The organism is Neobacillus sp. S1227, assembly GCF_055385255.1.
Genome location: NZ_AP038276.1, coordinates 250,001 through 262,578, shown reverse-complemented (window position 1 = coordinate 262,578; position 12,578 = coordinate 250,001). Strand labels below are relative to the sequence as shown.

General features: G+C 41.3%; 14 protein-coding genes and 2 tRNA genes. 5 read left to right on the top strand and 11 right to left on the bottom strand.

Features of this window, described 5'->3' with window-relative positions; all coding sequences use genetic code 11:
* The first annotated feature begins 305 nt into the window (after positions 1–305).
* Both ACZ5AE_RS01455 and ACZ5AE_RS01450 read left to right on the top strand, forming a co-directional pair.
* Positions 306–1,295, top strand: coding sequence for a DUF3231 family protein (locus tag ACZ5AE_RS01455; RefSeq protein ID WP_464568804.1), 990 nt, complete (start codon positions 306–308; stop codon positions 1,293–1,295).
* Between the two features lie 56 nt (positions 1,296–1,351).
* Positions 1,352–1,657, top strand: coding sequence for a tyrosine-type recombinase/integrase (locus ACZ5AE_RS01450; protein WP_464573503.1), 306 nt, complete (start codon positions 1,352–1,354; stop codon positions 1,655–1,657).
* 86 nt (positions 1,658–1,743) lie between these two features.
* Here ACZ5AE_RS01450 and groL read toward each other — a convergent pair whose 3' ends face one another.
* Positions 1,744–3,372: a chaperonin GroEL gene (groL, locus tag ACZ5AE_RS01445; RefSeq protein ID WP_464568802.1), complete on the bottom strand. Its 1,629-nt coding sequence runs from the start codon at positions 3,370–3,372 to the stop codon at positions 1,744–1,746.
* A 52-nt stretch (positions 3,373–3,424) separates the two neighbouring features.
* Positions 3,425–3,712, bottom strand: a complete 288-nt coding sequence (groES, locus tag ACZ5AE_RS01440) for a co-chaperone GroES (protein WP_464568800.1) — start codon at positions 3,710–3,712, stop codon at positions 3,425–3,427.
* Positions 3,713–4,014: 302 nt separating this feature from the next.
* Between groES and ACZ5AE_RS01435 the strand changes: the two genes are divergently transcribed.
* Positions 4,015–4,737: a lysostaphin resistance A-like protein gene (locus tag ACZ5AE_RS01435; protein ID WP_464568798.1), complete on the top strand. Its 723-nt coding sequence runs from the start codon at positions 4,015–4,017 to the stop codon at positions 4,735–4,737.
* Entirely contained in the window at positions 4,734–4,934 is a 201-nt protein-coding gene (locus ACZ5AE_RS01430; RefSeq protein WP_464568796.1) for a YdiK family protein, read from the top strand. The genes ACZ5AE_RS01435 and ACZ5AE_RS01430 overlap by 4 nt, the downstream gene beginning before the upstream one ends.
* Before the next feature lie 205 nt (positions 4,935–5,139).
* On the opposite strand, the gene ACZ5AE_RS01425 is transcribed toward ACZ5AE_RS01430, so the two are convergent.
* The 3 genes from ACZ5AE_RS01425 to moaC all read right to left on the bottom strand — a co-directional run bounded on the left by ACZ5AE_RS01425 (position 5,140) and on the right by moaC (position 6,893).
* Positions 5,140–5,565 carry a DUF4395 domain-containing protein gene (locus tag ACZ5AE_RS01425; RefSeq protein WP_464568794.1) on the bottom strand — a complete coding sequence of 142 codons (426 nt, stop codon included), beginning with the start codon at positions 5,563–5,565 and terminating at the stop codon, positions 5,140–5,142.
* Between the two features lie 153 nt (positions 5,566–5,718).
* Positions 5,719–6,372 carry a redox-sensing transcriptional repressor Rex gene (locus tag ACZ5AE_RS01420; RefSeq protein ID WP_464568792.1) on the bottom strand — a complete coding sequence of 218 codons (654 nt, stop codon included), beginning with the start codon at positions 6,370–6,372 and terminating at the stop codon, positions 5,719–5,721.
* 32 nt (positions 6,373–6,404) lie between these two features.
* Positions 6,405–6,893 (bottom strand): cyclic pyranopterin monophosphate synthase MoaC, encoded by a 489-nt coding sequence (gene moaC, locus ACZ5AE_RS01415; RefSeq protein WP_464568790.1) that lies wholly within the window; start codon positions 6,891–6,893, stop codon positions 6,405–6,407.
* 163 nt (positions 6,894–7,056) lie between these two features.
* Between moaC and ACZ5AE_RS01410 the strand changes: the two genes are divergently transcribed.
* Entirely contained in the window at positions 7,057–8,976 is a 1,920-nt protein-coding gene (locus tag ACZ5AE_RS01410) for an ABC-F family ATP-binding cassette domain-containing protein (protein ID WP_464568788.1), read from the top strand.
* A gap of 548 nt (positions 8,977–9,524) precedes the next feature.
* Here the strand turns inward: ACZ5AE_RS01410 and tsaD are convergent.
* From tsaD to ACZ5AE_RS01380, 6 genes are all read right to left on the bottom strand, one after another.
* Positions 9,525–10,550 (bottom strand): tRNA (adenosine(37)-N6)-threonylcarbamoyltransferase complex transferase subunit TsaD, encoded by a 1,026-nt coding sequence (tsaD, locus tag ACZ5AE_RS01405; protein ID WP_464568786.1) that lies wholly within the window; start codon positions 10,548–10,550, stop codon positions 9,525–9,527.
* A complete protein-coding gene (gene rimI / locus ACZ5AE_RS01400; RefSeq protein ID WP_464568784.1) occupies positions 10,547–10,996 on the bottom strand; it encodes a ribosomal protein S18-alanine N-acetyltransferase in 450 nt (149 codons plus the stop codon). Before rimI ends, tsaD begins: the two co-directional genes overlap by 4 nt.
* A gap of 18 nt (positions 10,997–11,014) precedes the next feature.
* Entirely contained in the window at positions 11,015–11,716 is a 702-nt protein-coding gene (gene tsaB / locus ACZ5AE_RS01395) for a tRNA (adenosine(37)-N6)-threonylcarbamoyltransferase complex dimerization subunit type 1 TsaB (RefSeq protein ID WP_464568781.1), read from the bottom strand.
* Positions 11,713–12,168: a tRNA (adenosine(37)-N6)-threonylcarbamoyltransferase complex ATPase subunit type 1 TsaE gene (gene tsaE / locus ACZ5AE_RS01390; RefSeq protein WP_464568779.1), complete on the bottom strand. Its 456-nt coding sequence runs from the start codon at positions 12,166–12,168 to the stop codon at positions 11,713–11,715. The genes tsaB and tsaE overlap by 4 nt, the downstream gene beginning before the upstream one ends.
* Positions 12,169–12,331: 163 nt before the next feature.
* Positions 12,332–12,408: transfer RNA gene (locus ACZ5AE_RS01385), tRNA-Asp, on the bottom strand.
* A 3-nt stretch (positions 12,409–12,411) separates the two neighbouring features.
* Positions 12,412–12,485, bottom strand: a tRNA-Met gene (locus tag ACZ5AE_RS01380).
* Between the last annotated feature and the right edge of the window lie 93 nt (positions 12,486–12,578).

Below are 12,578 nucleotides of genomic sequence, written 5' to 3'. Positions count from 1 at the left end.
GCATCGCTTCTAAATCGCATTTACATAATCCACATGCGCCGAGTTTATGTGCCAACACATGAGATGTTGGTGGGCTTAATTAATGTATAAAATATTGTATATAATCTCCTTATTTATGATTGATGCATTTTGCACTAAAGCACCCGTTTAAGTATATTACTTCACATAATTGTGTACAATATGTCCTGTCAATAAAGCAAGTAGCCGTAAATTAATACCTATAAAAACTAATAAAAAAGTGCAAAATAAATTGGTTTTTATCATGGCTTTGATAGGGTTATAAAAATTATTTTGGAGGCATAGCAGTGATTAAAAAAATCGTAGAACTGGATGTATCGAATCTTTGGACCCCCTATCTCACCAACTCGATGGCACGGCGCGTTAATTCCTATGCTTTAAAAACCATTATGGATTCCGACATCTATTCCATTTTTGAAAAAGCACAACAACTGTCCAATCATCTCCTTCAGATGATCACTGAGATTTTTCAAAAAGAACAGTTTCCGATTCCGCATGGATTTACGGAGAAAGATGTCCATCTTGATGCTCCTCGCTTATTTTCTGATGAATTTTGGCTGTTTTATCTTCACGGAATGACTACCCATGGATTAACCGCTTATTCACTCGGAATGACCATATCTCACAGACTGGACGTACGAAGATTTTATTTAGAAGCATTCAAAGGCGCTTCTGAGATATATGATACGACCTTAGACATGTTAAAATCTAAGGGACTATCGGATCGGATTCCTACCATCTCCTTGCCAGAAGAAGCGGAATTTGCTAAAAAACAAAGTTTTCTTGCCGGTTGGTTAGGGGACCATCGACCCTTGAACGTTATTGAAATCAGTAGTCTGTATTTTAATTTACAGAAGAGTACACTCGCAAAAGATTTAATCTTAGGTTTTAGCCAAACTGCTGAGTCGAAAGAAATTCGGACATTTTTCCAACGGGTGGTGGAACAGACAGAAGAGCATCTTTCGATTTTTCGTTCAATCCTGCATGAGGACTTTATCAGTTCGTCGATTTCCTGGGATACCCATATCACCGATTCCGAGACAGCACCTTTTTCCGATAAATTAATGATTTTCCATTGTGCCTTTCTTATTCAATCTGCCATGGCATATTATGGAACTGCCTTGTCCGGTTCCATGCGGCGTGATCTAGGACTCAGATATGCTTCTGCAATTAAAAATGATGTCAAACTCGCGGAAGACTGTGCGGAAATCATGATTGCTAATGAATGGTTCGAGAAACCACCGCATTCGGTTGATCGTAGAGAATTCTCTAATTGATAAAGTTTCACTGAAAACCATCCTATATTAAAATGTACCCGATAGTGTAGACACTTATAAAAAAGTCTACCTACCGGGTACTTTTTTGTATACCAATTGGCTATCCTATTTTCATCAAGACTTTAGAAAACAGAATGGCGCGTCTGCTGAAGCTGGCCGGCTTAAGTCCAGAACTTACGCCCCACTCTTTGCGCCATACGCATACTTCATTGTTAGCAGAAGCAAAGGTAGGCTTAGAAGAGATAATGGATCGACTTGGTCACTGTGACGACGACACAACTAAGAACGTCTATCTGCACGTAACAAAAGAAATGAAAAAAGAGGCTTCCCACAAGTTTGCGCAACTCATGAGAAACCTCTAATTTTAGGAGAGAAATGTTAGCAAGATGTTAGCATTACGCTCCCCTCTTACATAAAACCCTCATATATCAAGGGGTTTGGGCGTTGATTACATCATGCCGCCCATACCACCCATGCCGCCCATATCAGGCATTGCAGGACCAGCTGGTTCTGGCTTATCAGCAACAACTGCTTCAGTTGTTAAGAACATAGCTGCAACAGATGCTGCGTTTTGAAGTGCAGAACGAGTAACCTTAGTTGGGTCAACGATACCAGAATCGATCATGTTTACCCACTCGCCTGTTGCTGCGTTGAAACCAACGCCCACTTCTTCACGCTTTAAGCGGTCAACGATAACAGATCCTTCAAGGCCTGCGTTTTCAGCAATCGTACGTACTGGTGCTTCAATAGCACGAAGAACGATATTAATACCTGTCTGTACATCGCCTTCTTCTTGAAGCTCAGCCACTTTGCTGTATACGTTTAGAAGGGCAACGCCACCACCGGACACGATACCTTCTTCAACTGCAGCACGAGTTGCGTTTAATGCATCTTCGATACGAAGCTTGCGCTCTTTTAATTCTGTTTCAGTTGCAGCACCAACTTTGATAACTGCTACACCGCCAGCCAATTTAGCCAAGCGCTCTTGTAATTTTTCGCGGTCAAACTCAGAAGTAGTTTCTTCTAACTGAACGCGGATTTGATTTACGCGGGCTTGAATATCTTCAGTAGCACCTGCACCTTCAACGATTGTTGTATTTTCTTTTGTTACAACGATCTTAGCAGCGCGTCCTAAAGAATCGATTGTTGCAGATTTAAGGTCACGGCCAAGCTCTTCAGTAATTACTTCAGCACCAGTTAAGGCAGCAATATCTTCAAGCATGGCTTTACGGCGGTCACCAAATCCTGGAGCTTTAACAGCAACAGCATTGAATGTTCCGCGAAGTTTGTTTAATACTAAAGTAGCAAGAGCTTCACCTTCAACATCTTCAGCGATAAGCAATAATGGTTTACCTTGCTGAACCACTTGCTCAAGAACTGGAAGAATTTCTTGAATGCTGGTAATTTTCTTATCAGTGATTAAGATATATGGATTGTCTAGAACAGCTTCCATTTTATCAGTGTTACTTACCATGTACGGAGAAGCGTATCCGCGGTCAAATTGCATACCTTCAACTACATCCAGTTCAGTAGTGAAGCCTTTGGATTCTTCGATCGTGATAACACCGTCGTTGCCAACGCGCTCCATCGCTTCAGCGATTAATTGGCCAACTTCTTTGTCATCGGAAGAAATAGCAGCAACTTGAGCGATAGACTCTTTGCCTTCGATTGGCTTAGAGATGGCTTTAAGTTCGGCTACAGCAGCAGCAACTGCTTTTTCGATTCCTTTGCGAATACCCATTGGGTTAGCGCCAGCAGTTACGTTCTTTAAGCCTTCGCGAATCATCGCTTGAGCAAGAACTGTTGCAGTTGTAGTACCGTCACCGGCAACATCGTTTGTTTTGCTTGCTACTTCAGCAACAAGCTTTGCACCCATATTTTCAAATGCATCTTCTAATTCGATTTCTTTTGCAATCGTTACACCGTCATTTGTGATTAATGGTGAACCGAATTTTTTCTCAAGAACCACGTTGCGTCCTTTAGGTCCAAGAGTAACTTTAACTGCATCAGCAAGTGTATCAACACCGCGAAGCATCGCGCGGCGAGCGTCTTCACTAAACTTAATTTCTTTAGCCATTGTTAAAAAACCTCCTCGTATATTAGAAACAAATTATTTTTCTGTTTTAGCCTTATTCGCCTACTACAGCAAGGATGTCGCTTTCACGTAAAATTAAGTATTCAGTACCTTGGTATTTCACTTCAGTACCAGAGTATTTTGAGAAGATAATGCGGTCGCCTACAGAAACTTCAACAGCTACGCGCTCGCCATTGTCAAGCACACGGCCAGTACCTACAGCAACAACTTTTCCTTCCTGAGGCTTTTCCTTCGCTGTATCCGGTAATACGATACCGCTTGCAGTTTTTTCTTCTGTTTCAACTAGTTCGATGATAATGCGATCACCTAATGGTCTTAACACTAAAAACAACCTCCTCAAATTCTATGTTATCAGTCATTATTAGCACTCAACATCACTGAGTGCTAACACAATTATTATAATAATGAATCTTAAAATCTTTTGCAAGTCTGATGCATAAAAATATTAAAAAAAAGATACCTTTTTTTCCACCTTATAAAGTATGGATAAAATACAATTTTCCTATTCAATATTTTTCAAAGCAAGTATTCAAAATTGAAACTAATTTGTTATTAAAGGTAGAATGAAGAATAGTGATTGATTACATTTCGATTGGAAAAACTAGATTGAAAAGGAGTAATGATTTGAAAAAGGAATACTGGATTGTCCTTATTGTTTATATTGCCATGCAGCTCTCCAGCTTTGCCGGGATTCCAGCATTTATGTTTGGATTTCGCCTTTTTGGATGGAGTCAGGAATTTGTGGTGCCGGTTTGGCTGATCACTAGTTTCACCCTTGCCTTTCTCCTCATTCTTGTTATCCTAAGAAAAGAAATGCAGCCTGGAGTCCATAGTAAAAGAAACACTTCCATCGGGCATTCGATAATGTGGGCGATTTTAGGGGTTTTCCTTGCTCTTTTTGCCCAATATGCGGCTGCCATCATTGAGCGCCTTATTGGGATTGAATTGGGCTCTAAAAATACACAGGAAATCCTCACGATAATTAATGCCTTTCCATTAGCCATTCTTGTAACGAGTATTATCGGCCCGATTTTAGAGGAAATTGTGTTTCGAAAAATTATCTTTGGGGCTTTTTATAAACGGTTTAATTTCTTTATTTCTGCGCTAATCAGCTCGGTGATCTTTGCGCTTGTCCATATGGAGCCTGAGCATCTGCTTATTTACTCGGCGATGGGCTTTACCTTTGCTTTTCTTTATGTAAAAACTAAACGGATCCTGGTGCCGATTTTCGCCCATGTATCTATGAACACGATGGTCGTCCTTGTTCAGTCGGTTTATAAGGATGACATTGAGCGGCTGATGCGTGAGGCAGAGGCAGTTCAAAACTTTATCGGAGGATTTCTATGAGACGTTCACCTTTGTTTTCCGGTTTGATTTATTTAATACTTGGGGCCCTGTTCACCTATTTTGCCATCGATGATGTTCAAAACAATGGCTGGGGCTTCTTTAGTTACCTTTTGGTCATCCTGGCCACCTTTGACTTTGGATCAGCCTTAAAGATGATTGTTTTTCATTTTAAATATAAGGGGCAAATGAAGAAATGAGGCTGTCACATAAACAGCCTCTTTCTTATTAATCTCCGGTTTCCTTTAGCGCATTCTGTTGATAGGTTTTAAAGAATACATCACAGAACGCCCTCGACAAGGTCAACACAATACCGACCGCAACTGCAATCCCCTTATCCTTAGGACTAGGTAAAATGTAAGCAAAAAAACAAAAAAAGAGGCTGAATAATTCAGACCTCTAACTTTATTGGTTCGCCCTTTTATAACGGTATTGGTTCCACTGATAATGAATAAAACATCCGATGCAAAATCCAAGTATCGCGATAAAGGCGGCCACAGCAACCATAACCGTAAATATATAGCCTACAGTATTCCATCCCAGCAGGAATCCTGCAAATCCAATTCCCAAACACGATACGGCAATTTTTTGATTAAATTGCTGCTGCTCCCAATCCTCCGGTATATAAGCCTTTGGATCCTTTCTTAAAAACAGTTTTGCTATTTGCATAATCGGATTAAATCCGAATAAAAGACCAAACATACCGGCACTAAACGGCACTAACAAAAACCATTCCTGTCCGGATAACCATGTTAACACAACACTTATAACAATCACCCACTGGTTTGTTTTCACTAACGGCCGTGGGATTGAGCGAACTGTTTTTGTCATTTTAATCCCAACCTTCCCTATTGGATTACAATACTTATTTGTAAATTCATTTTACCCGCTTTAACTTCTTTTGTATAGTGAGCTGTATAGGAAAAATGTTTCCAAACGAAAAATGGGCCTCTCACCTATTTTGGCGAGAAGCCCATTTATTATTTATTCTTCAACTACTTCGCTTGGATAATGCTTTAAAAAGTAAACAAGTGACTGCAGCTCCACCGCCAAGTCAATATGATGCACGCGGATAGATGGAGGGACATTCAGTCTTGCTGGTGTAAAGTTTAAAATCCCTTTTACCTTCGTATTCACTAGCTTGTCTGTGATTTGCTGAGCAACCGGAGCCGGCACCGTCAAAATCGCCACCGAAATATTTTCCTCGATCAAATACTGCTCTAAATCATCCATCGAATAAACGGGAACATTGCCTATTGAACCGCCGATTTTTCCGGGATCCACATCGAAGGCGCAAGAGATTTTTGTGTTATTATTTTTTAAAAAATTGTAATGTAAAAAAGCAGTGCCGAGATTACCCACCCCGATTAACGCTACCTTTGTTAATTCATCCTGATCAAGAGTTTTCCGGAAAAACGATAACAAATAGTTTACGTTATAACCGTACCCTTTTTTTCCAAGGGCACCAAAATAAGAGAAATCCCTGCGAATTGTTGCCGAATCGACCTTTACTGCTTCACTTAATTCTGCAGATGACACCCTTTGCTTGCCAGAAGAATGAAGGTTTTGTAAAAATCGATAATATAAGGGCAGACGCTTTGCTGTTGCCTGTGGTATTTTCATCGTTTCATTGGACATATTTCTCCCACCCTTCAATATTAATAGATATATTAGATTTCTCTTCTAAAATCACCGTTTTTGCCGCCAGTTTTTTCCACCAAAAAGGTTGGTCCGATCACCATCCCTTTATCAACTGCCTTGCACATATCATAAACGGTTAGGGCACAAGCAGAGGCGGCTGTTAGCGCTTCCATCTCAACCCCCGTACTGCCTTTAGTTTTAACTGATGCAGCAATATGCAGTGTATATTGTTCCTGCCCGGCCTGCTCCCAGAAAAAATTAATATTGATACCTGTTAATGGAATTGGGTGGCACATTGGAATGATATCCCATGTCTTTTTCGCCGCCATCACCGCAGCAACCTGGGCAACTGCTAAGACATCGCCCTTTTTCATTTCGTGGTTTGTGATTTTTTCATAAATTTCAGAGCTTACTGTTATGCTGGACTGGGCAACTGCCGTGCGTGCCGTTTCTGGCTTATCGCTGACATCAACCATCTTGGCCCTGCCTTCTTCATTAAAATGAGTAAATTCAGCCATATAAGAAATCCTCCTACAAAAAATAATACAATATTTTTATGTCCATGTGTGTGAAACTTTGAACTATCAGTATATTTTTTTATAATTCCATTAAAAATTTCACTTCATTGCCGACAATCGGTTAATACGGTACACTATTCGTAAGGTATTAGAGGTGAAAAAAATGATTTTATTACAGGTTAATCAACTACAAAAATATTATGGTGCTGAACTTATTTTATCGAATATAAAACTAGAATTACAAACCCGTGACCGTGTTGCCCTTGTCGGACGGAATGGAGCGGGGAAATCAACGTTATTGAAAATCATCGCCGGCGAAATAGGTTATGACGGCGGGGAAATCATCAAACCAAAGGATGTTACCGTTGGTTATTTGGCGCAAAATACGGGTTTGGAGTCCAATTTGTCCATTTGGGAGGAAATGCTGACGGTTTTTGAGAACCTGCAAGCGATGGAAAAATCGCTCCGGAAGCTGGAACAGCAAATGGCTGACCCTGCTGTTTTCGGAGACCCAGAAAAATACAAACGAGTATTAAAGGAATATGATGAATTGCAAGTTAAATTTAAAGAGCAAGGCGGCTATCAGTATGAGGCCGATATCCGCTCTGTATTGCATGGGTTAAATTTTTCTGACACGACGTTAATGATTTCAAGTCTAAGCGGCGGACAAAAAACGCGTCTCGCGCTAGGCAAACTGCTGCTGACAAGACCTGATATTTTAATTTTGGACGAACCTACCAACCATTTGGATATCGAAACCCTTTCCTGGCTGGAGCAATATCTGCAGGGTTATGAAGGCGCAATTTTAATTGTTTCGCATGACCGCTATTTTTTGGATAAAGTCGTCACTGAGGTATATGAACTATCACGCCGCCTGATTCAGCGATTTACCGGTAATTATAGCTCTTATCTTGAACAGAAAGCCGCCAATTATGAACGCGACATGAAGCTTTATGAAAAGCAGCAGGAGGAAATTTCTGCTTTAAAGGATTTCATTCAGCGCAACATCGCACGGGCCACAACTACTAAGCGGGCGCAAAGCCGGCGAAAGAAGCTTGAAAAAATGGAAATCTTGGACCGGCCATCAGGGGATGAAAAATCCGCTTCCTTCTCATTTGAAATTGAGCGGCAAAGCGGCAATGATGTACTTACTGTTGATTCGGTTGCTGTCGGCTATGATGGCGAGAAGGTTTCCGAGGATATTTCCTTTCGTGTGTATAAAGGCGACAGTATTGCCCTTGTCGGCCCTAACGGAATCGGGAAGTCGACCCTTTTAAAAACTATAATTAAAAAGCTTCCCGCTTTGGCTGGTACCATTCAATACGGGACCAATCTATCCATCGGCTATTACGATCAAGAACAAGCCAACCTAACCTCCAATAAACGCGTCTTAAACGAGCTATGGGATGAATATCCACTGAAACCGGAAAGGGAAATCCGTACGGTGCTTGGGAATTTCTTATTTTCCGGTGACGATGTGCTTAAAAACGTTTTGTCATTAAGCGGCGGCGAAAAAGCCCGCCTAGCCCTTGCCAAGCTAATGCTCGAGAAAGCAAATTTATTAATATTGGACGAACCTACCAACCATTTGGATTTAGACAGCAAGGAAGTTCTTGAGAATGCTTTAATTGATTATCCTGGTACTATTTTGTTCGTCTCACACGACCGTTATTTTATTAACAGAATCGCAACCAAGGTTTTAGAATTGAGCCCCGAGGGCAGCACAGAATACCTTGGCGACTACGATTATTATGTGGATAAAAAGCTGGAGCAGGAAGAACTTACAGCCCTTGCATTGGCTGCCTCCCAGAAGAAGGTTTCTGCGTTAGTGACTGCTGAAAAAAACAGTTATCAACAGGATAAGGAATCAAAAAAACTGGAACGCCAGCGAAAACGCAAATTGGAGGAAATCGAGGAACGCATTTCGAAGCTTGAAGAACAGATTCAGAATTATGAACAGAAATTATGCGAGCCAGAAGTTTTTCAGGACCATGAAATGGTCTTGGAGATTAATTTAAAAAATGAAAAGGCTAAGGCGGAGCTTGACGAATTAATGGAAGAATGGGCCGAGCTGGCAGAATAATGTGGATAACCGGACTGTTTGAGTCCGGTTATTTGTTGTGCTTGTAATCCAAAAGGCCTAAATTTCCACAGAGTTATTCACATTGTAAATACCATTATTTCAGACATTCAAATGACTTTTCCACATCATCCACAGAAAAACCTCAGTTTATCCACATTATCAACATTAATCACACGATTATCCACAAGTCATTTGAATTTTCCAGTTTTTCAAAAATTTTTTATCCACAAAACTGATTCTTTTATATTAGCCGAAATTTAATCACACGTTTGTTTAACTCTTAAAATGCCCGTTCTTCAAGCCTTTGCCTATTTCAATCAAACGTTTAATTAGTTTATTTTCCATATCAATTAAACGTTTGATTAGTTCACCAACCAAATCAATCAAACGTTTAATTAGATTTTTTATAAAGAAGACTCAGCGATTAACGAGCTCCTAAGGGCTAAGACAGAGGCACGGTTCACTTATTCGTTAAGAAAGTATAAAGCTTTTGACAGAAAGTTTATACTTTCTTAGCAGCAGAAAAAACCCTTCCTTGTTAGGAAAGGTCAGGTGTTATAGGTTTCTATATCCAATCCAGGTATTGCGTTTAGTGCTAAGTCTGCTCGAATTCCTTTTTCAAACATGACACTTCCGGCAGCGGCAATCATGGCTGCGTTGTCTGTGCATAAGGATAATGGAGGAATGACTAATTCAACATCCGCCTTATCTGAAAATGCCTTTTCCAGTGCTGCGCGAAGCCCTTTATTGGCTGCTACTCCGCCGGCCAATAATATTTGGTTGACGCCATATTCTGCAACTGCTCTTACGGTCTTTGTCACCAATACATCAATGACACTTTCCTGAAAGCTCGCGGCCAGATTCTCCGGAGCAATCGTCTCACCACGCTGCTCGGCATTATGAACCGTATTAATAACCGCTGATTTTAAGCCGCTAAAGCTAAAATCATAGGAGCCTTCCTCCAGCCAGGCACGGGGCAAATCAATGGTCGGACGGCCTTCATGAGCTAAACGATCAATATGCGGACCTCCTGGATATGGCAGATTTAACGTTCTCGCCACCTTGTCATAGGCTTCACCCGCAGCGTCGTCCCTTGTTTCGCCAATTACCTCAAAATATCCATGCTCCTTCATGTAGACAAGCTCTGTATGGCCACCTGAAACCACTAAAGCCAACAGAGGGAATTTCAGCTCTGTCACCAGCCTGTTTGCATAAATATGTCCGGCAATATGATGGACCGGCACAAGCGGTTTATTATGAGCAAACGCAAGTGCTTTCGCGGCATTGACGCCAATTAATAGAGCACCAACCAGACCGGGCCCTTCCGTTACCGCAACAGCATCAATTTCAGCAAATGTTAGGTTTGCCTGCTTTAATGCCTCTTCGATTACTATTGTGATTTGTTCAACATGATGTCGGGAGGCAATTTCCGGTACGACCCCGCCGAAGCGTTTATGACTTTCAATTTGCGATGCAACCACATTGGCCGTTATCTCCCGGCCATTTTTGATAATCGCCACCGCCGTTTCATCACAGCTTGTTTCAATTCCTAATATCATCTGATCCTTTTTCATAAATTCACCCACATTACCAGCGCATCCTCCGAATTATCTGAGTAATAATTTTTCCGAATTCCGCCATTTTGAAACCCTAGTTTGCGATAAAGAGACTGAGCGACATGATTCGTTACCCTTACCTCTAAGGTCATGCTTCTTGCCCCCCTCTCGCGGCAGACGGATATCAGCTTTCTCATCATCATCTCCCCAAGCTTTTTGCCGCGATACTCAGGAAGAATCGCAACATTCGTCACATGACCTTCATCAATTACAACCCAAACTCCACAATAGCCAATAATTTTATTTTCATGTTCGAGGACGATATAAACAGCAAAGTTATTATTGTGCATCTCATTATAAAATGCTTCCCTGCTCCACGGGGTTGTAAATGATGCATGCTCAACTTCTAATACTTGATCGATATCCTCTTCCCTCATGTAGCGAAAAACATAAGAATCTTCCATCTTTCTCTATCCTTATCCTTATAAAGTTTTCCCTTGCGCCTCTAACCACTTTGCCTCCGCTTCGGCTAACCGGATGTAATTAGGGACAAAGGTGTGTACGTCTTCCCCTTGTTTGTCTATGCCCAGCATGGCCAGCTCGGATGGACGGGGATTGTTTTCTGTTATGCTTGAAAAAACGGCCTGAGAACCGAGTTGCTCTGTTATTTTTTCACGGTGAATAGACAGATCATTACCGACAAATAGAACCGGTTTGTCCAATTCGGATAACTTCCCTGCCCAGTCAACCGACAAGGTTAATTGGTCTGGCTCAATTACTTTTAGCTCTCCATTCTCGATTTGATACAGCCCCGTATAAACCTGTCCCCGTCTCGCATCGAATATTGGGGAAATCAACCCGTCAAAATATCGACCTGGCCCTGCTGCCAGAATTTCAAGGCTTGATATCCCCACAAGTGGTATGTTTAAAGTCCATGCCAGCGTTTTAGCTATCGTAACGCCGATCCTAACGCCAGTATAAGAACCTGGGCCTTTGGCGACGACGATTTTTGTTAAGTCGGACGGCACCCTTTCACAATCCTTCATTAACGTCTGAATGGCAGGCATTATCCGGACAGAATGGTTCTTTTTTAAATTTGTTATATACTCACCAAGTACTTCCTTCTTTTCTAAAAGTGCTACCCCTAAGGCATAATTAGACGTATCAATTGCTAAAATGGTCATGCCAAAATCTCCTTACATAATTGCTCATACCGCTCACCTTTTGGTACCAATACCAATCTTCTATGGTCTTCCTGCTCGCGATATAAATAAATAGTCAGCAGTTCCTCTGGCAGCTGGTCTTCAATTAAATGAGCCCACTCAACCACTGAAACCCCATCGCCTTCAAAATATTCATCAAAGCCCAGGTCTTCCATGGAATCTGCTACCCGATAGACATCCATATGATATAATGGCAGCTTGCCTTTATATTCTTTAATAATCGTAAAGGTTGGACTGTTAACAGTTTTTTGTATTTCTAAACCTTTTGCCAAACCCTGTGTAAAGGTGGTTTTTCCTGCACCCAAATCACCCTCAAGTGCAATCACATCACCTGGCTGCAAAAGCTCAGCCAATCTTGTGGCAAAATGTCCAGTTTCCTCCGCATTAGCTGTCTTCCATTCAAATTGATTCATAGCATCACCTTCTAACCTTACCATATCTATATCTTCATTTTACCTTAATTACGTGCAAAAAAAACCTTAGGAGGTCTCCTAAGGGTGTATTTATATATGTATGAAATAAAAATAGGCATAAAAAAAGCCGAAACGTTGTTTCGTGCTAATTTTTACGTATAAATGGCGGTCTGGACGGGACTCGAACCCGCGACCTCCTGCGTGACAGGCAGGCATTCTAACCAACTGAACTACCAGACCAAATTGCGGGGGCAGGATTTGAACCTGCGACCTTCGGGTTATGAGCCCGACGAGCTACCGGACTGCTCCACCCCGCGATAATAAGAATTATAAAGTTTACGTCATGCTAAAAGCTAACGTAGGACTGTATCAATCTCAGAAGGCTTACTCAAGCAGCAGTTCGATTGATA